Source organism: Acidiphilium iwatense (genome assembly GCF_021556475.1).
GTDB classification, from domain to species: Bacteria; Pseudomonadota; Alphaproteobacteria; order Acetobacterales; family Acetobacteraceae; genus Acidiphilium; species Acidiphilium iwatense.
This window is the reverse complement of sequence record NZ_JAKGBZ010000015.1, coordinates 43,851-67,819: the sequence shown is the minus strand read 5'-3', so window position 1 is coordinate 67,819 and position 23,969 is coordinate 43,851. Positions and strand designations below refer to the sequence as shown.

The following is a 23,969-nucleotide window of genomic DNA, read 5'->3' as shown; positions in this document are numbered from 1 at the left end:
TCAGGCCTCCCCTGGCATCAGCGCAAACAAGCCGATCACGTCCGGCGGCTGCATAGCCTCCACGGTGACGCGCGATGCAGAGCCGGAAGCAGCGCGGAGGCGGGCGTGATCCGCCATCAGTTCTTGCGCGCGCGAGCGGACGAAGCTCGCGATCGGTCCTGCGAGCAAGATTGGCAAGTCCTCTTTCGCCTTGGCGATAAACCTGTCACGCGCGACGGGCGCGAGATCGGCTGTCGCCGGGGCGTTGAGCAGGTCTCGGGCAGCCTCGCTGGCTGCCACAATGCGATCGCCCTGGATCGCCACGAGGGCAGCTTCTTCCGCCAGCAGCAATCGCTCCTTGCGAGCGTGAACGGTCAGCTTGAAGCGCACACGCAGCAGAGCGACGCGGGTCAGCTGCTGGACGGCCGCGCTCGGCCATGCGCCCACCCGGCCGATACCAAGCCCGGACAGGGACTCCGGATCGAGCGACGCCTCGACAAGCGCCTCGGCGAGCGTGGCGGTCAGCGGATGCGTCCTTGTCAGTAGGGCCGTGCCGGACGGCGCGGGTTCGGCTGTCGCCAGGCGCACGGATCCAGCTAGATCCAACCCAGCCAGTCGGTCTCGCAAACCAGCATCCAGTGCCCCGAGATGGGCAAGGAGGACCGTTTTGCGCACTTCGAGTGGAACGCCGAAGCGCGCCATGGCGCGTTCGACAAACACCCGGGCGTCCGCCGGAGAGCCGAGAAGCGCCCGGACCTTCTCCCATTCCGGCGCGACTTCCTGCGGCTTCATCGCATTCTGCGCGAACCGGGCACGGGACCGCTTTTCATTTTCCTCAGCGTCGCGCCAGCGTGCCTCCATCGCGCTCGTGCCGTCGTCGAGGCGCAGATCGAGTGTCATCTGGCGGGGCACGCCCCGGCGCAGCATCATCGACGCCATCAAAGCGTCGGTCACCGGGCCGCGTTCATCGGGCAGTGGAACGGTCACGCCCGTCGCTTTGCGGATCTCCTCCGCCTTGCGGAGGATCACATCCAGGACGGCGCCGTCGATCGCGCTGTCGGGCGAGAACATCATGATCGACCGGACCACTTCCGCCGGTTGGCCGAAGCGATCGACGCGTCCTTCGCGCTGCTGATGTCGGGTCGGGTTCCACGACAGATCGTAGTGGACGACGGCGTCGAGGAGCTGCTGCAGATTGATCCCTTCGGACAGGCAGTCCGTGGCGACGAGAAGGCGCTGCACTTGCTTGTCGTCGTCCGCCGGCGCCATGTCGGCGACACGGTCACGCCGTTCGTCTGGGGTCAGCACCCCCGTCACGGACTCGATGGTCAGCTTCGGGAACGCCCTGCGCAGCCCATCTCGGACATGCTCGGCCGTTGCGAGGTATCGGCAGAAAACGACGGGATTGGCGCCCTTCTTAATCAGCGGTGTCAGCGCATCCACCAAAGCGGCGAGTTTCGGATCGGGCTCCGCCGCCAAGGCCTCGGCGCGGCGCATCAAGGCGAGCAGTTCCGGATCGGCGTCGAAGGCAGTGCCGGGCTCAAGATCGACGGCGTCCTCGTCGTCGCCGTCTTCGTCATAGATCTGCGGTTCGAGGCGATCGGTCTCGTTGGCGATACGGTTCCGTAGGGCGCTAAGACCGGCGGCCGGCGAAGAACCGACACAACGCATCAGCGCCAATGTTCCCCAGAATGCCAGGCGCCGTTCCCGTTGCCCGCCTGCCGCGCGCGATACGATGCCGAAACAGTAATCCAGGACTGCTTCCTGGAATTCGAGATGCGCCCTCGACAGCCGGTACGGAAACTCGGTCGTCTCATGCTTCGGGAACGCGCGACTTTCGTGCCATTCGCCGGAGACGAGGTCGATACGGCGACGCTGCACGAAATGCCGCGCTAGGCGCTCGCGATACCGGGCATCCTCGAAACTCATGGACGCAAACGAAGGCTCGATCAGCGAAAGCAGCCGTGCGAACGCTTCTTCGTCACCCGAATGCGGCGTCGCTGTCAGAAGAACCATCCGCCGATCCGGATCACGCGCCAGTCCGGACAGAAGCTCGAAGCGCTGTTGTCGGCCCTGATGCGTGCCGACACAAGCGTGCGCCTCGTCGACAATGACGAAATCCGGACAGGCGCGCGCAAAGCCTTCTCGACGCTTTTCCGCCTTGATGTAATCGAGGCTGACGACAGTGTATGGGTAGGCGTTGAAGAGAGTCTGGGCGAGCGGCAGGCCTCTTTCCAACCTGCTTGCGGTGCCGGACGTGACTGCAACGGCATCGATCCCGAACCGGGACTTCAGCTCCCCCACCCATTGCTCGACAAGATGCGGCGGGCAGAGCACGGAGAAGGCATCGACCTCGCCTCGATCCATCAGCTCGCGCAGGATCAGGCCGGCCTCGATCGTCTTGCCGATGCCGACGTCGTCCGCAATGAGCAGGCGCGGGACCGACAGGCGAAGAGCCATCAGCAAGGGCACGAGTTGATAGGTCCGGGGTTCGAAGGCGAGTTGTGCGGCGGACCGGAAGGGGCCCGCACCGCGGCGCAATGTCAGACGCATCGCATCCGCGAGCAGTGCCGCTTTCGCCTGAACTGTTGTGGTGGCGTCGGTCGGCAGATCGAAACGGGCAGGCTCGACCGGGAGAATCTCAAGCGTCGGGTCGAGGATCACCGTATCGCTCTCGCTGCCCGAGAGCGGGCGGAGCGCCAGAATGCCGTCCTGAGGCGAAGGCAACGCGACCCATTCGCGCCCACGGGCGCGGACCAGATCTCCAGGGGCAAAGTTCACCGTCATCGGGACGTCCCCCCGAAGATCGAGATCATTGCGTCGGGCACGCCTGCGGCAGCCGTTCCCGGCAACTCGAACAGCGTCCAGCCCTTTGATTCAGCTTCCTGTCGCGTTGCCTCGGTTAGTGGAGAGACGCAGGCGGCGATGAAGTGACTGCGCCAGGCGAAGCTCATCTCCTGCTCGGAAAAGCAGACAGGCGAGCTATCAGGGGGCGGAAGCCCGGCGTCCTTGAAGGCATTCGCCCATCCTCCACGCTCGGCCGAATCACCCGGCGCTGCCGCAGGCACAACCTGTCCGCGCGCCAGATCGACGAGCATCTGTTTCGCTTCTTCGCTTGTCCGGTCGATCAGCTCGTGATCCGGCTGGTTGAAGTAGGAGAGCAAGCACCGATAGCACCCACGCACGCAGGCCTCTCCATCGTGGCTGGCGAGCAGCTTGGCGTCGCCAGCCACGATTGCTTCATCGACCTTCTCGAAATGCATCAGGCTCAGCGCTTCACGGGCCACCTTACCGAGCGCCTGCGGCTCCTCGATCAGGCGACTCAAAACGCCGGCGCCGCCCTCCGTAGCTTCATAGGCCAGGACGGCGCGCCGGTTGTCGCGGGCGGGCAGCGGCTCGCCGAGGACCTCGCCCTCCTCGAGCTGGAAGACGACCTCAATGCCTCTCATCAAGGCGTGCTGAACGGTGACGATCGTCTCGGGCGCATAGGCCGTTGGCTTGTTGAAACGGAAGAGCAGCGCGTTCTTGTGATCCCGGACGATGGGAACGATGCGAACCGGCCTCACGACGTCTGGCGGCACGTCGACATCGGGATCTTCGTCGTCCGATTTCGCCCAATAACCACTGCGCGGATCGATATAGAAGCCGAAGACCGTCTGGTTGGCCCGTCGCTTTAGCCCTTTGTTGATCCGGCTGATCTCGGCGCTATTGGCGTATTGCAGATTGAGGATCGACGCATCTTCGCAGCGGAAATCGGCCTCGGTAATCTGCACTCGGCCGTCGCGCTTCGGCCAGGAAAACACTGTCTGAATATCGAAGCCTTGGCGGACGCGCTCTTCGTCATTCGCCGTGATCCGCTCGGCCGGCGCGGCCTCGACGTTGTCGATCCTGAGCGTCCGCTGCACGGGCGTCTCACCGGCCATCGGGCTGTTGCAGGCGTGGCAGCGCTCAACCTCGCCGTCGTGGCACGCGCCACAGTTCGAGCAGATGAAAATGTCCCTGGTAGCGAGTTCCGACCCGTCACCGGTTCGCACTTCCGGCGGCAGCTTCGCTTTCATGACCCGGTAAGCGCGGCCTTCGTGATAGATCAGGCTACGCGGACCGAACTCCGAAATTGCCAGGAAACGCGCGCGCTGGAGGAAGGAGCCGGTTTTCCCCTCGCCGGGAATGAAGGCGTAGAGCGGCAATCGGGGGAAATTGTAGCCCGGCAGGAAGCCTTCGGTCGCGAGATAGCGGTAGGAGTAGAAATCCGAGCCGTTCGAGGCCTTGCCCTGTTCGAGAATGGCGATCTGGTCGCTCGCCTGCATCTGCGAGGCCTTGATGCGGCGACGGTCCGCAGCCGAGAGGCCTGTGATCTCGGAGCGCGCATTGGCCTCGATCAGCTGTGTTCGGGCGGAGTTGTAAAGCTCTCGCCATCGATCGAAGGCGCGATCGAAATCCTGCGGCGCACGCTGGGCGACCGAGGAAACAAAGTCATCCGGTTCACTCATCCAGACCGGCTTGCGGCCATCCACCGAAGCAAGAATCTGATCGAGAACGCGCTTCATCGGCGCGCGCGACGCAGTCGACAGTTCAGGTCGGTCAACCACCTCGCCGATCTCCGCCTTCAGCGGGTATCCCGTCTGCGTCAGGTCGAGGATTTCCGGGATGTCCGGAGACAGGGCGAGCTTCGCCTCGGCAAGCCAGACGGCGTGTAGGTGCGAACGGACGAGCTCTTCATTGGTGATGTCGAGGGCAGGAGGGCGAACGACGCCGGCCACCATCTCGTCGCGCCGTTCAAAGAAGTACTGGTCGTGAGGCGATTGGGCCGCGCAATAGGTCACGATGACGGCGGCCTGTCCGGAGCGACCCGCACGGCCGGCGCGTTGCGCGTAGTTGGCCGGCGTCGGCGGCACATTTCGCAGATAGACGGCGTTGAGCGCCGAAATATCGACGCCGAGTTCCATGGTCGGCGAACAGAACAGGGCGGGCAGAAACTGCTCCGACTCCCCTGCCGCCCTAAGGTCAGCGGCGCTTCTCGCAAGGTTCTCCCGGTCCTCCTTCTCATGTCGGAAGCGCCACTCGCGCCATTCGCGTTGTCTCTGGGACACCTGAGCCGTGTGTTCACGGCCTTCGAGACCCCAAAAGCTGCTCTGACCAGCTTTTAGATCGGCGGCGATTTCGTTGTAGAGATCGTGAAAGTAGCGGTTGCCCTGCGCTGCGCCGCTCCGAATGGCTTCACCGGGCACGACACGGACAGCTGATGGCGACAGGCGCCACCCTTGCAGATCCTTCTCCAGATCGACGCGCGAGACCAATCCCTCCCGCGCCAGGAGGTCCATCAGGCCGGTCATGACCGTCAGGTAGTCATTCTTCCCGAGCTTGATCCCGATGACGCTCTTGCGATTGATGAGGCGTCCGATACGGGAATTATGGCCGGCGCGGACGATCGTCTGTTCCTCCCGCAGGCCTACCTGATCCTTGCCCGGGGCCTGCAGGAACAGGGTCGTTCGGCTTCGGGGCGTCTCCTTGATATCGATGGTCCACGGGGCGCGCAGCAGGTTACGGGACTTCTGTGCGACGCCTTCGAGAACGGTCGGGTCGAGCGCTTCCGTCCCGACGGCCAGGCCGTCGAGCATCGCGCCGAGGAGTTTCTTCAGCATCACCTTTCGCGCGGGCGCATCGAGTGCCCCGAATTCCGGCCGGATGGCGGTCAGGCGCTCGGTATCTTCCACGATGTCGTCGAGGCCGATGAACTCGACATCTATGAGCCTGAGAACGGAGAGGCTCGGATTGGTGTAGCGCCATCCCCTGCGCAGGTCCGTCCAAAGCCGATGTGCGAGGACCTTTTGAAGGGAGCGTTGAGCGTCCTCGCGGATCACGGCTCCTGCCTCGGGGTCCAGCATCCAGTGGATGCGCGCATCCCGGTTGGCGGCAGTGAAGCCGAGCGCCCTCACGATCCGCAGACCGAACTCGTCCTCGGTCAAGCCATCGTCGCCTGCGTCCAGGACGGCCCGCAGGATCGCTCCGCGCAGGAGGCTGACGAACAGAAAATCGTTGAAGTGCCCCGCCTGAAGGGCGGCGTCCTGACGATTGTCCGTAAAGCCGAGCAGCTTGCGCTTGTCCGTGGGAACGCCGCTGTTGCGCCTGTTCATCCATTCGAGAGCTGTCGCCACGAGAAGCGTCGTGGCCGAGCTTCGGCCCTCGCCCGACAGGCCCGCCAGCTTTGTGCGCTCGCGCATGCTGGGATGCGGTTGGTCGAGACAGCACGGGCAGAAGCCGAATTTGCCAGGTATGAACCAGAAGTTCTTCCCCGATGAGCCGTAGCGCCCGTCCGGGGCGACCGCGACCATCTGAGGCGCTCGCCGTTTCCGATTCGCGCGGAGCCGTTCGACGCCATTGCGCTCCTCTCGCCAATCCTCGGGATAGGATTCGATCTCGCTCGTGAAGGCGTAATCGGGGTCTCCGTCGCCCGTGGGGGTAAGATAGCCCGCAGCGTCTCCCTCCTGATCATCGAGCGGCGCGTCATCGATGTTCCTTGGCAGGAACAGGGCGCCTTCAGCGTCCTCAGTCTTGGCGACGACATGAACCTCATGTCCGCATTCCCGACAGAAACGGGTTGGATAGAGGCGATGGCCGGGCGCGCTGGGGTCTTCGAGCTGACCTTCGAACAGAACATTTCTGGGCTTCTCGGTCAGCGTGGTGAAAACCTCGCCGGCGCCGGAGATAAACTGATGGAGCTTGAACGCCAGAAATGCACCTGTCCCCAAACCACCCCGTTCTGTTTCCGGGAGGCTGATGCGGGTCAGAAAAGTCTCAAGACTGCTTCGGCAGGTTTCGAACTCTACGCCGCTGTCCTTTGACAGCAGCGCTACGGCCTTTCCAAAATCAATCGGCTTCTTGCGCTTGAGTTCCTGCGCGTCCTCCAGCCCGATCGCCAGTTCGGCCCACACCGCCAGGGGGTGTTCTTTCAGAACCTCGTCTGTCAGATCATCTGGAATTGCAGATGTCAGCACAGATGCGAGCTTCGGCCGCGCATCCTCGAGTTTCAACCGATCATCCGTCGCCCGTCGAAGCGACTCGTCGATGACCGATTCCGGCCCGATGGACGTGCCGAAAAGGCGGGACGCAACGTCCGCCACGGCCTGCGCGCGGTTTGCATCTGATCCTTCGCTCGCCATGGTGGCCGAGGTTCCGATGCAGATTGGCGCCTTGTCCGGCGTGCAGCGGTTGCGAAGGCGACGAACGAGGATCGCGACATCGGCGCCCTGCCGACCGCGATAGGTGTGCAACTCGTCGAGGACGATAAAGTCCAGTCCGCTAGCGTTCTCTATGACCTTGGTGTCGAGGCTGTCCTGCCGCGTCAGAAGCAGCTCAGCCATCATGAAGTTGGTCAGCAGAATGTCAGGCGGGTCGTCCGCAATCCGCTGCCGGTCCTCCTGGCTTTCCTGGCCCGTGTAGCGGCGTACGATCGGCTTTATCTCATTGGGCAGGCCGGACTGGGAGATGAACCTTTCGATCTCCTTGATCTGGCTGTTGGCCAGTGCGTTCATCGGATAAACAATGATCGCGCTGGTTCTGCGTGGCCTCCCAGCCTTCCGTGCGCGGACAATTGCATCGACGACCGGCACAAAGAAGCAGAGCGACTTGCCCGACCCAGTTCCGGTGGTGACCACGTAGCTCTGGCCTGCCCGAGCCTTCGCGATCGACTGCGCCTGGTGGCGGTGAAATTGTACGGGCGTGGCTCCAAACCGGAATATTCTTCCGGTCGCTTCGTCCAGATCGCCGGAGGCGACGAGAGCGTCGACGGTCGGCCCTTTGAGATATTGAGGGTTTAGGGACAGAAGCGAGTCCGGCCAGAAACGCCCCGCATCGTACTGGCGGTTTATCTCGGCCTTTAAGTCATCAGAACGAACAGTGCTGAACGACCGTGAGAAGCGGGCATAAGAATCGATGAGGCGGTGGTCAAATTCGAACGCTTTCATTGCCGGCCTCGCTCCCCAATGTTTTTTATTATGCCATAATTGCTATCTTGACTGACCTCAGCGGTTGGCTGCCGTGAATGATCAGAGCCCTTACATGGGGAGCGTCGCCCCTCGTCGGACGGCGCTGCAAACCGGGCTCTTAACGCTCCTTCGTCCGGCTTCATGGCGCTTACCCCCACAAACACGATAGCGGTGCCGCAGCTAGGCGGTCGCCGAACGGCACGACATCTGTACTGTCATAGAGCACGACACCGAAGGCGAAGCGGTCTCCACAGGCCTCCGCCAGGGCGCGCAGGCCGGCGAAGTCGCCGGCCTTGACGGTGGCGCTCGCCTTCACCTCGATGCCGGCGATCATCCCGTCATCACGCTCCAGCAAGACGTCTACCTCGCGCATGTCCCGATCCCGAAAATGATGAGGCGTCAGCCGCAGGTCTGAGGCCGTCAGCAGCTTCAGCACCTCGGAGAACACAAAGCTCTCCAGCAGCGCGCCGAATGTCCCGCGATCCGCGCGGACCCTGTCGGAGGTGAGCCCGCGCGCGGCCGCCAGCACGCCGGAATCGAGGAAATGCAGCTTGGGTGTCTTGACGATCCGCTTCAGCGCATTGGTGAACCAGGGCTGTACCGTCGCGATCAGGAACACCTGCTCGAGCAGGCCCACATAGCGCTGCCCTGTCTTGTGACTGACGTTGATGGCGCCGCCAAATTGCGAATAGTTGACCAACTGACCGGAATGCTCCGCCAGCAGCCGCACGAATTTCGGAAGTTCGGTCAGTTTCTCGACGTCGGCGATGTCCCGCAGATCACGGGTCAGAATCGACGTGAGATAGGAGCGTGCCCAGTCCTGCCGGCGCCGCTCATTGTCACGACTGATCGCTTCGGGGAAGCCCCCGAGCAGCACGAGCTGGACGAGATCATCGCCGACGATCGCGTTCCGTTGGCTTTGTAACTTCCCGTCGAAGAGGCGCTCTAGAAAAGTCGGCGTTTGGCCCTCGACCTCGGCCTTCGCCAGCGGCAACATCTGGATGGTCTCCATCCGGCCAGCGAGGCTGTCGGCGATCCGCGGCAAGGTCAGCACATTCGCCGAGCCCGTGAGCAGAAAACGACCCGGCCGATAGTCCTCATCGACCGTCTTCTTGATCGCGAGCAGCAGGTCGGGCGCGCGCTGGATTTCGTCGATGATGGCCATATCCAGGCCCCGGATGAAGCCGACGGGATCGGACTGGGCAGCCTCTAGGACGGTCTGGTCGTCAAGCGTGATATAGCTTCGTCCAGCTTCTCCCATTTTACGAACGAGTGTGGTCTTGCCGGCCCGTCGCGGCCCGACCACCAGGACCACTGGCGTATCCGAAAGGGCTTCCTTCGCCCGCCGCTCCACAAACCGCTCGAACATGCCATCCCCGCGTCCCGGACGATTGGAACCGTAGATGTCGGCTAATTGGAAGTCAATGGTCCGCTGATTGGAAGTTTTAGGATCGCCATCTAGGAGCCGGAAGGGGAAAGCCTTCCCCCTGGCCGGCGCCATGGTCGCCGGCGCACCCCCTTCTGCGGGGAGAACCCCGCAACGCCCCCGTTTAGAGTGAGAGTGCGGACCGGGTTTGCCGTGACGGGTTGAGGGCTGGAGGGGAGGCCTCCGGCGCCCGTCGCGGAGACCCGCGATGTCCAAGCACCACCACGAAGCCGGCCCCGGCCGCGCCAGCCTGTACGACGAAATCACCACCAAGATCATCAGCGAGTTGGAGGCTGGGCGGCTGCCCTGGGTCCAGCCCTGGGGTACGGCCGCGGCGAAGGCGCCGCTCGCCATGCCGAAGAATGCCGCCACGGGGCGCGGCTATTCCGGCATCAACGTGCTCATTCTCTGGGGCGCTGTCGTCCAGCATGGTTATCTCTGCCAGAGCTGGCTGACCTTCCGCCAAGCGCTGGCGCTCGGTGGCCATGTACGGCGTGGCGAACACGGCACCACTGTCGTCTATGCCGACCGCTTCATCCCCGACGACGAGAAGCGACGCGCTGGCGAGACCGGCGAGGATGCACAGGCCATTCCGTTCCTGAAGCGCTTCACGGTCTTCAACGCTTCGCAGTGCGAGGGGCTTCCCGACAAGGTCGCGGTCGCCGCTCCACCGTCCGAGCCGGGCCTGATCGAGCCCAAGGTGGCGGCGCTTATCAAGGCGAGCGGCATCGACTTTCGCATCGGAGGTGATCGCGCCTTCTACGTGCCCGCGCAGGACTTCGTGCAGGTGCCGCCGCCCCAAGCGTTCTTCGAGCCGATCAATTGGCATCGAACCGCCCTTCACGAATGTGGGCACGCCAGCGGGGCGCCGCATCGCCTGAACCGCGACCTATCAGGCTCTTTCGGCTCGAAGAAGTACGCCTTCGAGGAGTTGGTCGCGGAAATCTCGGCGGCGTTCTGCTGCGCGGCCCTCGGCATCGTGCCGACCGTGCGGCACGCCGACTACATCGGCTCCTGGGCCGAGGTTCTGCGTGAAGACAACCGCGCCATTGTCCGTGCCGCATCTCAGGCGAGCAAGTCAGCGGACTTCCTGCTCGGCTTCGCACCGGCAATCGACCAGCTCGTCGCCGCAGCCTCCCGCGACGATGTTGAAGACGTGGCGGCGGCGGCGTGACGCCGGGTCGTTTCCGTAAATCCGCGCAGGCGCAGTCCCGCTTCTCCTGCTTTCCGGCTTTACGACCGGAACAGAGATCCTATGGGGATGAGCGCAGCGCGGCCATACCGGGCTACGCGGGGGGTTCATCTCTGGAAGGATTCAACATGTTTGCCGAGAAGGAAGTCGCTGCCCCAGCTCCGTCCATCAATACCGATCCGATCTTCGTCGCGATCGAGATGAGCCGGTCGAAGTGGGTCGTGGGTACTCACATTCCCACGTCGAGCAAGGTGGGCATTCATACCGTCGAATGGGGCGACGCGGCCGCCTTGCTGGCTCTCGTCGAGCGGCTTCGATCTCGTGCCGCCGACGTCGTCGGCATCGCGGACGTGCCGGTCCTGTGCTGTTACGAAGCCGGGTACGAAGGCTTCTGGCTTTACCGCCGGCTCGCCGCCGCCGGGCTCCGTGTCTTGGTGATCGACCCTTCCAGCCTGCTGGTCAACCGACGCGCCAAGCGCGCGAAGACGGATCGGATCGACGCGAAGGCGATGATCCGTGCGCTGATGGCCTACAACAGGGGCGAGGACCAGGTGCTCAGCGCCGTCAACGTTCCTAGTGTGGAGCAGGAGGACCACCGTCGGCTCGTACGGGAACGACAGAGCTTGGTTTACGACTGCACCGCGCATACCAACCGCATTCGGGGACTCCTGCTGACACAAGGGATCGTTGGCTTCGACCCGCGCGCCAGCGGCGCTGAGCGGCAGCTCGACGAACTTGTCACCGGTGATGGTCGCTCGCTCGGACCGCGGCTGAAAGACGAGATGCGACGCGAGATCGGCCGCCTTCGTGTTGTCCTCGAGCAGCTGAAGGACGTGAGTGCGGAGCGCGACGCCATCGCTCTCGGGAAGACGATCGAGACCCCGCACCGCGATCAGGGCTCGGCCGATGCCGATGCTGCGATGATCGCGTCGCTCGCCCGGATCAAAGGCGTCGGCCCGAACGACGCATCGGTGCTCGTGCGCGAGGCCTTCTGGCGCAAGTTCAACAACCGACGTGAGCTTGCCGCATGGAGCGGACTGGCGCCGATGCCCTGGGCGAGCGGAACAGTCAGCTGGGACCAGGGCATCGCAAAGACCGGTCCCGCCATCTTCCGCTCGCACATGCTGCAGATCGCCTGGCGCTGGCTTCATCATCAGCCGCAAAGCAGGCTGTCCCAGTGGTTCAACGAGCGGACGAACGGCGCGGCCGGTCGAGTCCGGCGGGTCATGATCGTGGCGCTCGCACGCAAGCTCCTCGTTGCGCTCTGGCGTTATGCGACGGCCGGCCTTGTGCCGACCGGCGCCATCATCGCCTGAGTTCTCCAGATCCCCTGCCCGACAGGGGAGAACCGGGAGGATGTGTGACCGGCCCTCTGACTGGCTGAAAAACGCCGTCATTAGAGATGGGTCCCATCCCCTGGAGCGTCGAGCCCGCAGCAAACGGGATTATGGTCGCGAGGCCTGCCGACCGCAGGAACTCGAACCGGATAAAAGGTGAGTTGGCCAGACGCCAGCTTTGTGCAGGACGCTCTGCCCCGGTCGGTTGCCAACGCCATCACGCCGGCTTCGCCGGCGCCGATCGTGCGCGCCTTGGATACAGGCGGGGGCCGTTCAGCCGTCGTCCTTCCCCGGAAACGCGGTTCTTGACCCACCCCATAAAAGGTAGAGGGGGAAGAGATAGCCGCGTTCTTTCGTTCGATTCGATACGAGAGAGTCGTCAGTGATATTTTCGGTGGCGAACGCATGTTGCCAATCGTCTGAAGTCACTTGTCGGCATGTTAGTAGGCCGACATTATCTTGCAACATATGCCGCATGACGTCATGCCGGGGATAACAATGAAAGCCGCGGGAACGGCCGGTATAATAGGTCCAACGTGTATCAAATGGCCGATACAACACCGGCTTGGCACAGGCTGATTCTGGTCCTGAAGCAATCACGTCACGCTGTGCCCATCCCACCCGCCAGTCCCGCACATCCTTGCCGAGGTGATAATGCTCCCGTGCATTTTCTACGTCCCGCTCAGAAAAATCCCGCACCACGCGCATGACATCCTCGCGGGAGAATTGGATTGCAAGATCATCCCGCGCGGTTACGATACCGACGCTGTTGACCGGGAAGATGTCGCCGACGGCAATGAAGCGCCGATATTCTACTTCCAACACGGCATCGCCGGTCTCGAACAAATAGAACGGCGTGGCCGGCTTCACCTCGCGCCAATCGACGGCGGCAAAACTGGTGCGGGCGCAGGTTTCGTACTTGGCAAGGCGCGGGCCAAAAATATCGGCACGGAAAACCTTCCGATCTTTCGGATCGCGCGTCTTGACGAACAGGGAAACGGCAACGCCCTGCTCGATATCGAAAACGTTTTCGTCCTTGCCGCCGTCCGGCGCGTGTTCCTTCTTCTTGGCGTTGCCGTGCAGGTCGAGCAGGTAAATCCGGTCGAAGCTCGCCATCAGGGATTGGCGCATCCCGCGAAAGGTCGGGTTGTCGAGAAACGAATGGTTGGTGATGATGCCGACAATGCCTTCCGGCACCGCGTCGATTTTCATCTGGGCGAAGCGGATGAACTTCACATAATCATCGTTCAGCCATTTCGGGTTTTTCTCGCCGAGCGGTTTGCCATCGACGATTTTATAGGCGTCGATCGCCCTGGTGATCCAATTTCCCTTGTTGCGGGAATGACCCGAATAAGGCGGGTTGCCGGTGATCACCAGGATGGGTTGGTCTTTGACCGATTGCGCGGCTTCGGCTTCGGCGCTGAGCGCAGGGAGTAGAAAATTGGGTTGCGGGCGATCGGTTCGAGGGTGTTGGTGAGGTAGATGCGCAGGCGCTCGGCGCCCTGGAGTCCGATGCCTTTGTCCTTCAGATATTGCGAGAGTTTCAGATGCGCGATGGTGTAGGGCGCGATCAGATATTCAAAGCCGAACACGTTGCGCAGCACATGCTCGCGCACCAGCAGCGCGCGCTTGGCCTCGCTATCGCCAATCGTCTCGAACATCCGCTCCAGCGCTTCGAGCAGGAACGTGCCGGTGCCGGTCGCGAAATCGAGCAGCGTGACCCGCCGGTGATCGGCCAGCCCGTCGGCGATGCCAAATTCCGAGCGCAGCAGATCATCGACGGCGCGGATGATGAAATTCACCACCGGCGGCGGCGTGTAATAAACGCCGCGCGATTTGCGCAGTTTCGCGTCGTACTTCGCCAGGAAATCCTCGTAGAAATAGACGAACGGGTCGCGCTCGAACAGCCGGTGTTCTTCCTCCGACCCCGCGCGCACCGTCCGGCGGATCGCCTTCCGGTTCGAGAAGCTGAGATCGGCGCGGATCGCGGCGAGGTCGAGTCCGTTCATGATCGACAGGATTTCCTCGACCAGCCAGCGGATCGGCGCGTAATCCGGCGCGCGGAGTTCGCCGATGAAGTCGATCAGTTCGCGGATCAGCGGGAACGCGCCGGGGACGAATTGCCGCGCATTGTCCAGCGTGATCGTCTCCTCGGTATTCAACCGCGCCAGAAACAATCCGTAGGCGAGCATCTGCGCGAAGGCGTCGGCGAATTCGCCGAGTTCGAGTTCGTGAAACACCTGGGCCCGGAAAGCGTTATACAGGCCGAACAGGCGGCCTTGCTGGTTGTGGGCGGCCTGGTGTGCGAGGGCTTCGGTCAGGCCGTCGCGCAGCAGGTGCGAGCGGGCGGCCAGCGCCGCGGCGAGATCCTGCGCACGGGCGATGCCGGTGGGGGCGGCCGAGAAAAATCCCCGCAACAGCCGGGCGACGCTGGCGGCGCGATCGGGGTTGAGCTTGTGCTTGCGGCTCTCAAGATCGTCCGGGTAGGCGAGGGTTTCGCGCTCGATGCCGTGCGGGCCGATCCAGATGACATGCAGATAGTCGGTGAGCAGGATGTTATCGGAGAGAAAACGATATTTTTTGATTTGCGCGGATTTCAGGACGGCGTCGAGATTTTCGCCGATGGTTTTGACCTCGACATAGCCGAGCACGGCGCCGCGCGCGGTGATTTTGAAGTCGGGCGAGCCTTTGTCGTCCTGGCGCTTGGGTTCGTGCTGAACGGTGACGCCGGATGGCGCGAACGATGTCAGCAGGGTTTCCAGGGCGGCGCGATCGGTATGCTCGGTCTTCTGGTCAAGCGGGATGCGGCGCAGCGCATCCAGATAGGTTTGAAAACCGTGGTCGATCGCCGTCATCATTCCCCCTGTCGTTAGCGTTCAGGAATGTTGCACGAAAATCCTGGGGAGCCAAACAGGCGGCAGAGAGCGCCGATGAATGTTCAAGCGGCGCTTCGTCACCCCGATGGGACGAGATGGCTATCGATCCGCCTGCCTTCGCCGATCAATTCCCTGATCGAGAGGCCGGCCAGCACAACGCCTTTGCTCGCCTCCCGCAGCCTATCGGCCACGCGCCGCGCCTTCGCGCGATCGAATCCGGCCTCGGCGGCCACCAGCCGGGCAACCGGCTTGCCGCGCCGGGTAATCAGGATTTCGCCGCCGTTTTCGACTTCATCGAGCAGGGACGTCAGCCGGTTTTTCGCCTCGAAAACACCTACGCTGTGCATGACCGCTTCTCATGGCTAGCTATCTGGCTAGATTAGCGAATCCCATACAATCGCGCAATGTTCGAACGCTCTTTCCCATCCCCGCCTGCCGCGCCTAAAACCCAACCATGTCAGAACCCCTCCCGCGCCAGCACGCCGGCCTTCGCCACCTTCGCCAGATCGTCGCCGGGGTCAGCGACGGCGTGATCCTGATCGCGACCGACCAGACCATCATCTGGGCCAACGACCGCGCCCTCGCGCTGCACGGCGTCGAAACCGTCGAGGACTTGGGCGTCACCGTCTCGGAGTATCGCGAGCGTTTCGAGTTGCGCTATCGCAACAACCATCGCCTCGCCGAGGGGCAGTACCCGATGGAGCGCGTGCTGGCCGGCGAGGTGTTCGACGAGGTCGTGGTCGAGGTCGCGGCCGCCGACGCCAGCGATACGACCTGGACCCATCGCATCCGCAGCCTCGTTCTGGTCGATGACGACGGATTGCCCGATCTCCTTGTCCTGGTCATCGACGACGAAACCGAGCGCTACAACGCCGAGGATCGCTTCGAGCGCGCCTTCAGCGCCAATCCCGCGCCCGCGCTCATTCTGTGCCTGGACGATCTGCGCCATGTCCGGGCCAATCGGGGTTTTCTCGAAATGACCGGCTATCGCGAGGAGGACGTCATCGGCCGCTCGATCTACGAAATCGACGTTCTGGAGGGCTCGGCGCGCCGCGAACTCGCGATCGAACGGCTCCAGGAGGGCCGCACCATCCCGCAAATGGAAGCGTTCCTGCAACTCCCCACCGGCGGCGAAAAATGCGTCGTCGTGGCCGGCCAGCCGATCGAGATCGGCGAAGCACGCTGCATGTTGTTCACCTTCGCCGATCTCGATGGCCGCAGGCAGGCCGAGGCGGCGCTCGCCCAGAGCGAGGAACGCTTCGAAATCGCCTTCCGCCTCGCCCCGGTTCCCACCGCGATCGCGCTGCGCAAGGGGTGCCGGTTTCTTCTGGTCAACGATGCCTTCACCCGCGAAACCGGCTACGAACAGCAGGATGTCGTCGATCGCGACGCCGCCGAATTGCCGCTCTGGGCCGATTCCGGCGCGGGCGCCGAACTGGAGCGGCTGCTGCGCAAGGATGGCCGCGTCCGCGGCCTTGACCTGCGCCTGCGCACCAAATCCGGCGATACGCTCGACTGCCTGGTCTCCGCCGAGGCGGTGGAAATTCGCGACCAGTCCTGCGTTCTTCTGGTCGCGCAGAATATTTCCGATCGCAACCGTACCCAGGTCGAGGTCGCCCATGCGATCGAGGCGGTGATGAAGGACACCACCTGGTTTACCGGCGCCGTGCTGGAAAAACTGGTTCGCCTGCGCCGCCCCGAGACCGCAAGCCCGGCCAAAACCGCCGGCCTCGCCGAATTGCCGCCCCGTGCGCGCGAGATTCTGGGGCTGGTCTGCCAGGGGCAGGACGACGCGGCGATCGCGACCCAGCTCAGCCTGTCGCGCAACACAGTGCGCAACCACGTCGCCAGCCTGTATCGCAAGACCGGGGTTTCCAGCCGGGCGAAACTGATCATCTGGGCGCGCGAGCGCGGCGTGACCGGCGCCGATTAGTTTTCACGGCTCATGCTCACTGGTATGGCCGCACCAGCCTGAAAATATATAGCGCGTGCAATTTCGCAGCAATTTTACCAGTATCGCTCCAGGTTACACCCCGACACAGGAGCGAAAAATGGACAAGGATCGGATCAAGGGCAGCGCCAAACAGGTGAAGGGTTCCGTCAAGGAAGCCGTCGGCAAAGTCACCGGCGACACCAGGACGCAGACCGAAGGCGCAGCCGAGAAAGCCGCCGGGAAGGCACAGAGCACCGTCGGCGGCGTGAAGGACAGCGTGCGCGAAAAGCTCGGAAAGTAAGCCTTCGGCGCTATTCGGGATTTTCCAAAATGCAACCAGTTCGCTCAGCGGATCGGGATGCCGCCACGCCGGGCGGCTTCATGGTCTGGACGGCAATCCTGCTGATCTTCTCTCTATTGCCTGGCAAACCGATCGCGAGGGTCGCCGCCACCACGGCCAATGGCGTCTCGACCATTCAATGGTCTCCGGTCGGGCGCGCGGAGATGGATCGCTCGAACCGCGCAAAGCCGCGGCGGCAATCCGGCGACCATGAGTTCCACCCCGGCGGAAGGCGGCAATGACCGAGTTTATGCAAATTCAATCACCAGCGGAGCCGAATGACGCAGCGCCGCCGGCGAGCCCGCCCGATCGCGCGACCCTGTCGGCGCGGCGCCTGGGCGAGTTGGCGCGTTTGATCCGCAAACGCATCGTTGAGGGTCGATTTGCGCCCGACGAGCGTGACCGGTTCGACGACCTCGTCACGGCGGAACTGGATGCGGGACGGGCCGCTTCGGCGATCCCAATTTAGGTCCGGTCTGGTGCCTTTGTTTCGCGTGAAACAAAGGACAGTTATTATTGTTAATTATACGTTAGTTCGGTTTCGCCCGCCCGTAGCGCCCGACGATCGAGGCTGACGCAAGCGAATCATGGGCGAGAGCGGCTGCGAGCGCCGCGTGGGAACGCAGCGCGGCAGCGGGAAGTTTCGTGACGCGCAGCGCATAGACGGTGAGATGGTAGTGGTGCGGTGCGTCGCCAACCGGCGGGCAGGGGCCGCCATAATGGGCGAACCCCCAGTCCGTCTTGCCCGGCTTGGCGCCGTTCGGCAGAGCCCCGCCGGCGGTGAGATGGGTTGCCGAGGCGGGGATATCCGCGACGATCCAGTGCCAGAACCCCTTGCCCGCGCGGGCATCGGAATCGAACAGCGTCACCGCGAAGCCGCGCGTTCCCGCCGGCGCGCCCGACCACGCCACCGCCGGGCTGACATTCCGGCCGGCGCAGCCATGCTGGTCGAACACCTGCGCCAGCGGAATGGTCCCGCCATTGGCGAAGGATGCCGAGGAGATGGTGAAATTGCCGGCCTGGGCGATGCCGGTGGTGGCCAGCAGAACAGCGGCGAGCAGGCGTTTCATGGCATTTCCTCAGCGTTTCGAGCCGCGCCGCAGCAGCCATAGTGGCAGCGGCAGAGCAGCGGCAAGAAAAATCCACAGCAGCGGAAACGTGGCGTCCAGCCCGCGATCCTCCAGATCGACCCAGAGCCGGATCGGCATGCCTTGCGGAAAATAAGCGAAGATCAGCACGATGCCGAGTTCGCCCACCCCGCGTACCCAGGCGAGGGCGAGTGCCGCGCCCAGTCCGTCGCGCGCCATCGGCAGGGTGATGTGGCGAAAGATCTTTTGCCGCGAAACGCCCAGGGTAAGGGCGGATTCGGCGAATTCCGGCGGGATATCGGCGAAGGCGGTCCGCGCCGCGACCACATAGGTCGGCATACCGGCATAAATGCCGGCGATCAGGAAGGCGGCGGGATTGTTGGTGATGATCAGGCCGAATTTCCCGATCAGCGCGCCGACCGGCCCGATCGGGCCGTAGAACGCCGCCAGAAGAATGCCCAGCGCGAGCGGCGGGGTGAGCAGAGGCAGCAGCAGGAACACCTGCGCGGCATGGCGCGACCTGCTCTTCGCCGTGGCGAGCCAGAGCGCCAGCGGCGTGCCGAGCAGGGCGATGACCGCGAGGGTCGCGAGACCGTAGAGCACCGAAGTGGCGATCGCCGAAGCATCGCTGCGGGTCAGATCGAACCGCGCCCAGTCGGTCAGCAGCGCCAGCCCGACGAATGGCGCGGCCAGAAGGGCGAGAACGAATGCGCCGGTGATCGCCTTGGTCAGATGGCGCCGCCTTGCGGAGGATTGTAGCCGTAGCGCGCGAACAAATCCTGACCCGCCTTGCTTTGCATGAGTGCGATGAAGGCGCGGCCGGCATCCGGGTTCGGCGCGTCCTTCGGCACGCAGGCATAGAAGACCAGAGGCTCGGTGTGCAAGACCTTGGTTTTGCCTTTCAGGTCGAGCGTGACCGCCGCCTTGGAATACCATGGCTCGACCATGGCGGGATCGCTGAGATTGATTTCCTTCGGCAGCGGGATGAACGGCAGTTTCAGCGATTTCACCGCGCTTTCGTAACCCGATGTCGCGTCGAGTTCGCCGGCGTCGAGCCGGGCGAGCAGCGAGGGTTCGGTAAAAATCTGGCGCGGGTTGATCGGCGCGCCAAGCACGCGTTTGGCCAGGCCGGGCTGATGGTAGAATTTCTCGGCGAGATCGAAGGTGAACAGGATGTTGCGGCCCTGCGGGTCGGTGCGCGGATCGGTGCGGCCGAAGCGCAGGCCCTTGCTCTCCAGCACGTCATACCACTTGGTTTTGCCCGAAGCCGCCGCTTCGAGCTGCGGCGCGAAGCGCGATTTCGGGCTGTAGGCGATGACCATGGCGGTGCTCGCAACCGGCACGGCGTGGCCGACCAGACCGGCCTTCTGCAGCACGCGGATCGGCCCTGGCGTGATCGAGACGAACACGTCGGCATGCATGGTCTTGCCGGCGATCAGGCGGGCGAGCGCGAAGGCGCCCTGGCCGATGCCGCGATAGGTGATGTGCGTCTGTTTTTCGAATTCCGGTCCGAGGCCCCGGTTCATCAGCACGCCCATCGATCCGGCATAGGCCACCGTGATCGTGCCTGATGCCGCCTTGGCCAGCGCGGGGAGGGCGAGCGCCGCGCCCGCGCCGATTCCGAAGGTCCGCCGATTGATTGCCATGAAGTCCTCCATCGTTTCGGCCGTAGCGATATGGCTAATTGGCTATATCGTCAATCGCGCGATTTCGTGATTGTGTTGCGTCATGGTGAAGGTCCGGCATCCCGAGACGGCGGGGCTGCGCATCCGCGTGGTGCTCGGCGACGGGCTGATCATCGGGCCGGGTCGGGCCGATCTGCTCGAAGGCATTCGCGAGACCGGCTCGATCGCGGCGGCGGGGCGGCGCATGGGCATGAGCTACAAGCGCGCCTGGCAGTTGGCTGAAACACTGAACGCGACGTTTCGCGGCCCGGTGATCCTGGCCGTGAAAGGCGGGGTCGCGGGCGGCGGCGCGCAGCTCACGCCGCTCGGCGATGCGGTGCTCGACGCGTATCGGAACCTGCAGACCGCCTCGGCCGAGGCCGGCGCCGGAGCGCTTGCGGCGCTGACCGGGGCGGTGGCGGCTTCCGGTGCGAAATAACCCTAACAATCTGCCTGAAGATCGGCGCGGCACATCTTTTCAGCGGGGTGATGCAAGCCTAAGTTTGTTCTCAAAGGAGATCGTGTCTTCCGCCCTCCCGAGCGACCCGAACAGAACCGCACGCAAGGCGCCCAGTTCTGGGTGCTGGCGGGATTCGTCGCGCTCACGCTGCTGGTCGCGCTGGTTGGGGGGATGGCGGCGGCGCCTTCGGTCAGACCCTGGTACGCGGTGCTGCCGCATCCGCCGGCCTCGCCGCCGGACTGGCTGTTCGCCCCGGTCTGGACCGTGCTCTATATCGTCATGGCGGTTGCCGCCTGGCGGGTCTGGCTGCGCGGCGACCTGCTGATCGACAACCGGCGCGCGCTGGTTCTGTGGGGGTGGCAGCTCGGGGCCAATGCGGTCTGGGCGCCGGTGTTTTTCGGCCTGCACCGGCCGGGCATCGCCCTGATCGCGATGATTGCGATGAATATACTGGTCGCTCTGACCATCGCCGCGTTCCGCCGGATCGACCGGATGGCGGCGTGGCTTCTGGTGCCCTATCTGGCCTGGGGGATTTTCGCGACCTATCTGAATGCCGGGTTCTGGTGGCTGAACCGATGATGGGCTAAAAAGCACGATCCGCAATACAGGATTGCCGCCGCCATGACCGTTTCCAAGCCTGCCCTTGCCGCCGCCGTCGCCTTGCTGTCGGCATTCGCCCTGACCGGGACGGCCGCGGCGCAGATGCCGACGCCCGGTGCGCCGATGGCGGGCCCGGCGATTCATCCGCAGCCGCGCGAGGAACAGGTTCCGCCGCCCGCGCTGCCGGGAGCTGCCAATTCGGGCGATGTTTCGGCCGGCCCGATCGCGACCGCCGGGGAGGACCCGACCAAGCTGCTGTTTTCCGCGATCAATCACGGCAATTATACCGAAGCCCGCGCGGCGGTGAGCCGCGGCGCCAATCTCGACGCGCGCAACGCGCTGGGCGAGACGCCGATCGAGATGTCGGTCGAGCTGAATCGCAACGACATCACCTTCATGCTGCTGTCGGTGCGCCAGGAAGAAGGCCCCGGCAGCGGCGGCAATGCGGCGCCGCTGCCGGTGGCGGTGCGGCCTTCGGCCCGGACCCCGGTTTTCCAGGCGGCGCGGAGCCGGCCGCGACCGGCGCATAGCCAGCCGGTGCGGGCGCCGGCGAGCCCCGATCAGCCGGGCGTGCCCAACCCGGCGGCGGGATTTCTTGGCTTCGGCGGGCATTCCTGACCGGGGGTCAGTGTTTCCGCCGCGCGGCGGCGCGGCATTCATTCCAAATATTGAAATATGTTGCTATCGAACGATCGGGACGCGATAGTCGGCGGCGCGGCCTGATTCGCTTGCGCCGCTCAAAAAATATTTGGAGGAGTTATGCCCGTTACCAATCCCGCCCCGCTCGGGCTGTTCGGCTTCGCCACCACCACCTGGCTGCTCAGCATGATCAATGCCGGGCTGTTTCCCGGAACCTCGGTGCCGATGGTTCTCGCCATGGCGATCGCGTTCGGCGGCACCGCACAATTCGCCGCCGGCCTGATGGAGGTTCGCAACGGCAACACGTTCGGCTTCGTCGCGTTCTGCTCCTATGGCGCATTCTGGTGGAGTTTCGCGCTGTTCGTCGAGCTGTTCGCGAAGGGCGTGCCCGGCGATTTCGTCGGCTGGTATCTGTTCGTCTGGGGCGTGTTCACCTTCGCGATGTGGATCGCGAGTTTCGCGCTGAACCGGGCAGTGTTCCTGATTTTTCTGGCGCTGTGGATCACCTTCGTGCTGCTCGCCTTCGGGATCTGGCTGGGCGCGCCGGCGCTGACCCATGCCGGGGGCTATACCGGGCTGCTCACCGCCTTGTTCGCGGCTTATCTGGCTGCGGCCGATGTGATCAACGCGACCCATGGCAGGACGATCCTGCCGGTCGGGGCGAAAGCGGCCTGAGCAACCGGCCGGCCGGCGGTGACGTCATCCGCCGCCGGCCGGCTGTGCCGGCGCGCGGAACCATGCTCGCGCCACGTTGTCCGAGATGCCGGAGTGAAACGGCACAAGACCCGCGAACCGTTCTGCGCGTTTCGCGTTGAGCATGCCAAATTGCGGATATCTCGTGTCCTACGGGTCAGCGGCTTGTCTGCATTCGCCGGCCACACCGCCATTGGGTACACACCCTAACGAAGACTTTGTCCTTAATACCTTGCGTCATGACTTGTCTCAGCGCCGGTATTGCGCGTCACTCACCTTTTCCATCCAGTCGACGGGCGAGCCGTTAAGTTTCTCCTGAATGGCGATATGACTCATGGCGGTGGTGGGCGTAGCGCCGTGCCAATGCTTTTCACCGGGCGGAAACCAAACCACATCACCCGGCCGGATTTCCTCGACCGGCCCGCCATCGCGCTGAACCCAGCCGCAGCCGGACGTGACGATCAGGGTCTGACCGAGTGGATGGGTGTGCCATGCCGTGCGCGCGCCGGGCTCGAAGGTAACCAGGGCGCCAGCAACGCGGGCCGGATCGGGTGGGCTGAACAGCGGGTCGATCCGAACCGTTCCGGTGAACCAGTCTGCCGGTCCCTTGCCAGAAGGCTGCGAGCCGCTTCGTCTTACTTCCATGCGAGTTCTCCTCTGCGCATCCGGGCGTTCTACCGATGCATGATGGTCAATCAGGTTCGGCGGTAATTTAGCATGTCGCTAGTGTGGAGATTCTGAAATTCCTATTCGTTTGCGGCGGCAATTTTAGGAATTTGAGAATCAAAGGCCACACCGCTATTGGGGACACACCCTAAGATTGAGACGGCGCAAATGCCGATGAACGGATTGGGCGCGGGGCGGGTCAGAGGATCAGCAGGATCAGGACGACCACGAGAACGAGGCCGAGGCCGCCGCCATACCAGATACCGTGCGGGCCGATGAACAACCCGCCATGCAGGCCGAAGCCGCCACCAAGCACCAACAGGATCAGCAGGACGATCAGCAGAAGCCGCATCGGGCGCTCCGTTCACGTTTTGTAGAGGTCAGATGAGGTGTCGGAGCCGGGTTTCCAAGGGCTGGGCCGGTTGCGCGGCAACGCCCCGGCATGTCGGTCCGGCCGAAACCGGGCGCGCCATTGGCGCGGCCGGCCGGTTGGGCTATGCAGAAGGCTCGGGACCGCGGCCATTGTCGGGTGGCTCGGCCATACCGATGTGCCGAGATACGTATCCCGCTGAGGAAGGATTTGGATCATGGGTGGTTTGAGCATCTGGCATTGGCTGATCGTGCTCGCGGTCGTGCTGATCCTGTTCGGCACCGGGCGCGTCGGCAATCTGATGGGCGAACTCGGCAAGGGGATGAAATCGTTCAGGAACAACCTTGCCGACGATCAGCCCAAGGATGCGTCGATGCTGGAACAGCACGTGCAGGCGCCGGCGGCGCAGGCCGGCTCGACAACGACGACCGAGCGGAACCGGGGCTGAGCCGTGGGTTTCGATTCGCCGGTTCATTGGCTCATCGTCATCCTGGTGGTGGCGCTGCTGTTCGGCGGCTCGCGCGTCGGCAATCTGATGGGCGAGCTCGGCAAGGGCATCAAGGCGTTCAAGCAGAATCTGGGCGACGATTCGGCCAAGCCGGCGCAACCGGCAGCACCGCCGCAGGTGCAGAATCGGGTTGCCGAGGGCACAATACCGCCCGATGCCGCGAAAAGCGCGCCCGAGACGGTGCGCACCGACGATTCTCCGCGATCCTGAGCC

The 23,969-nt window shown here is 63.8% G+C and carries 23 protein-coding genes; 12 read left to right on the top strand and 11 right to left on the bottom strand.

What is annotated here, in order from left to right:
- From L2A60_RS09700 to L2A60_RS09690, 3 genes are all read right to left on the bottom strand, one after another.
- Positions 1–2,766, bottom strand: a complete 2,766-nt coding sequence (locus L2A60_RS09700; RefSeq protein WP_235704177.1) for a DEAD/DEAH box helicase — start codon at positions 2,764–2,766, stop codon at positions 1–3.
- Positions 2,763–7,943, bottom strand: coding sequence for a DEAD/DEAH box helicase (locus L2A60_RS09695; protein WP_235704176.1), 5,181 nt, complete (start codon positions 7,941–7,943; stop codon positions 2,763–2,765). The genes L2A60_RS09700 and L2A60_RS09695 overlap by 4 nt, the downstream gene beginning before the upstream one ends.
- A gap of 169 nt (positions 7,944–8,112) precedes the next feature.
- Entirely contained in the window at positions 8,113–9,465 is a 1,353-nt protein-coding gene (locus tag L2A60_RS09690; RefSeq protein ID WP_235704175.1) for an ATP-binding protein, read from the bottom strand.
- Between the two features lie 133 nt (positions 9,466–9,598).
- On the opposite strand from L2A60_RS09690, the gene L2A60_RS09685 reads away from it, so the two are divergent.
- Together L2A60_RS09685 and L2A60_RS09680 are read left to right on the top strand one after the other, a co-directional pair.
- Positions 9,599–10,564 carry an ArdC family protein gene (locus L2A60_RS09685; RefSeq protein WP_235704174.1) on the top strand — a complete coding sequence of 322 codons (966 nt, stop codon included), beginning with the start codon at positions 9,599–9,601 and terminating at the stop codon, positions 10,562–10,564.
- 146 nt (positions 10,565–10,710) lie between these two features.
- Positions 10,711–11,898: an IS110 family RNA-guided transposase gene (locus L2A60_RS09680; protein ID WP_235704173.1), complete on the top strand. Its 1,188-nt coding sequence runs from the start codon at positions 10,711–10,713 to the stop codon at positions 11,896–11,898.
- A gap of 294 nt (positions 11,899–12,192) precedes the next feature.
- On the opposite strand, the gene L2A60_RS09675 is transcribed toward L2A60_RS09680, so the two are convergent.
- The 3 genes from L2A60_RS09675 to L2A60_RS09665 all read right to left on the bottom strand — a co-directional run bounded on the left by L2A60_RS09675 (position 12,193) and on the right by L2A60_RS09665 (position 15,142).
- Positions 12,193–13,293, bottom strand: a complete 1,101-nt coding sequence (locus L2A60_RS09675; RefSeq protein WP_235704172.1) for a type ISP restriction/modification enzyme — start codon at positions 13,291–13,293, stop codon at positions 12,193–12,195.
- Positions 13,290–14,774 (bottom strand): N-6 DNA methylase, encoded by a 1,485-nt coding sequence (locus L2A60_RS09670; RefSeq protein ID WP_235704171.1) that lies wholly within the window; start codon positions 14,772–14,774, stop codon positions 13,290–13,292. Before L2A60_RS09670 ends, L2A60_RS09675 begins: the two co-directional genes overlap by 4 nt.
- 98 nt (positions 14,775–14,872) lie before the next feature.
- Positions 14,873–15,142: a type II toxin-antitoxin system Phd/YefM family antitoxin gene (locus L2A60_RS09665; RefSeq protein WP_235704170.1), complete on the bottom strand. Its 270-nt coding sequence runs from the start codon at positions 15,140–15,142 to the stop codon at positions 14,873–14,875.
- Positions 15,143–15,249: 107 nt separating this feature from the next.
- Here L2A60_RS09665 and L2A60_RS09660 point away from each other — a divergent pair, with 107 nt between their 5' ends.
- From L2A60_RS09660 to L2A60_RS09645, 4 genes are all read left to right on the top strand, one after another.
- Positions 15,250–16,728: a PAS domain S-box protein gene (locus L2A60_RS09660; protein ID WP_235704169.1), complete on the top strand. Its 1,479-nt coding sequence runs from the start codon at positions 15,250–15,252 to the stop codon at positions 16,726–16,728.
- 118 nt (positions 16,729–16,846) lie between these two features.
- Positions 16,847–17,029, top strand: a complete 183-nt coding sequence (locus L2A60_RS09655; RefSeq protein WP_235704168.1) for a CsbD family protein — start codon at positions 16,847–16,849, stop codon at positions 17,027–17,029.
- A gap of 29 nt (positions 17,030–17,058) precedes the next feature.
- Complete coding sequence (locus L2A60_RS09650) at positions 17,059–17,310, top strand: hypothetical protein (protein WP_235704167.1); 252 nt, start codon at positions 17,059–17,061, stop codon at positions 17,308–17,310.
- The gene (locus L2A60_RS09645) at positions 17,307–17,537 is read left to right on the top strand and encodes a hypothetical protein (RefSeq protein WP_235704166.1); all 231 of its coding nucleotides are present in this window, start codon (positions 17,307–17,309) and stop codon (positions 17,535–17,537) included. Before L2A60_RS09650 ends, L2A60_RS09645 begins: the two co-directional genes overlap by 4 nt.
- A 61-nt stretch (positions 17,538–17,598) precedes the next feature.
- Here L2A60_RS09645 and L2A60_RS09640 read toward each other — a convergent pair whose 3' ends face one another.
- From L2A60_RS09640 to L2A60_RS09630, 3 genes are all read right to left on the bottom strand, one after another.
- On the bottom strand, positions 17,599–18,138 hold the full coding sequence (locus L2A60_RS09640; protein ID WP_235704165.1) for a YbhB/YbcL family Raf kinase inhibitor-like protein: 540 nt from the start codon (positions 18,136–18,138) through the stop codon (positions 17,599–17,601).
- A gap of 9 nt (positions 18,139–18,147) precedes the next feature.
- Positions 18,148–18,759, bottom strand: a complete 612-nt coding sequence (locus L2A60_RS09635; protein ID WP_235704164.1) for an ABC transporter permease subunit — start codon at positions 18,757–18,759, stop codon at positions 18,148–18,150.
- Between the two features lie 125 nt (positions 18,760–18,884).
- Positions 18,885–19,802, bottom strand: a complete 918-nt coding sequence (locus tag L2A60_RS09630) for an extracellular solute-binding protein (RefSeq protein ID WP_235704163.1) — start codon at positions 19,800–19,802, stop codon at positions 18,885–18,887.
- Between the two features lie 82 nt (positions 19,803–19,884).
- Here L2A60_RS09630 and L2A60_RS09625 point away from each other — a divergent pair, with 82 nt between their 5' ends.
- The 4 genes from L2A60_RS09625 (at position 19,885) to L2A60_RS09610 (ending at position 22,194) form a co-directional block, all read left to right on the top strand.
- Positions 19,885–20,259 carry a winged helix-turn-helix domain-containing protein gene (locus tag L2A60_RS09625; RefSeq protein WP_235704162.1) on the top strand — a complete coding sequence of 125 codons (375 nt, stop codon included), beginning with the start codon at positions 19,885–19,887 and terminating at the stop codon, positions 20,257–20,259.
- 141 nt (positions 20,260–20,400) lie between these two features.
- Entirely contained in the window at positions 20,401–20,859 is a 459-nt protein-coding gene (locus tag L2A60_RS09620) for a TspO/MBR family protein (RefSeq protein ID WP_235704161.1), read from the top strand.
- A gap of 42 nt (positions 20,860–20,901) precedes the next feature.
- Positions 20,902–21,498: an ankyrin repeat domain-containing protein gene (locus tag L2A60_RS09615; RefSeq protein WP_235704160.1), complete on the top strand. Its 597-nt coding sequence runs from the start codon at positions 20,902–20,904 to the stop codon at positions 21,496–21,498.
- A 141-nt stretch (positions 21,499–21,639) separates the two neighbouring features.
- Positions 21,640–22,194: an acetate uptake transporter gene (locus L2A60_RS09610; protein WP_235704159.1), complete on the top strand. Its 555-nt coding sequence runs from the start codon at positions 21,640–21,642 to the stop codon at positions 22,192–22,194.
- 267 nt (positions 22,195–22,461) lie between these two features.
- On the opposite strand, the gene L2A60_RS09605 is transcribed toward L2A60_RS09610, so the two are convergent.
- The gene (locus L2A60_RS09605; protein WP_235704158.1) at positions 22,462–22,857 is read right to left on the bottom strand and encodes a (R)-mandelonitrile lyase; all 396 of its coding nucleotides are present in this window, start codon (positions 22,855–22,857) and stop codon (positions 22,462–22,464) included.
- Between the two features lie 220 nt (positions 22,858–23,077).
- Entirely contained in the window at positions 23,078–23,230 is a 153-nt protein-coding gene (locus tag L2A60_RS09600) for a DUF3309 domain-containing protein (protein ID WP_235704157.1), read from the bottom strand.
- Between the two features lie 235 nt (positions 23,231–23,465).
- Between L2A60_RS09600 and tatA (L2A60_RS09595) the strand changes: the two genes are divergently transcribed.
- Complete coding sequence (gene tatA / locus L2A60_RS09595; RefSeq protein WP_235704156.1) at positions 23,466–23,696, top strand: twin-arginine translocase TatA/TatE family subunit; 231 nt, start codon at positions 23,466–23,468, stop codon at positions 23,694–23,696.
- A gap of 3 nt (positions 23,697–23,699) precedes the next feature.
- Positions 23,700–23,966 carry a twin-arginine translocase TatA/TatE family subunit gene (tatA, locus tag L2A60_RS09590; RefSeq protein WP_235704155.1) on the top strand — a complete coding sequence of 89 codons (267 nt, stop codon included), beginning with the start codon at positions 23,700–23,702 and terminating at the stop codon, positions 23,964–23,966.
- The last annotated feature ends 3 nt before the right edge of the window (positions 23,967–23,969 follow it).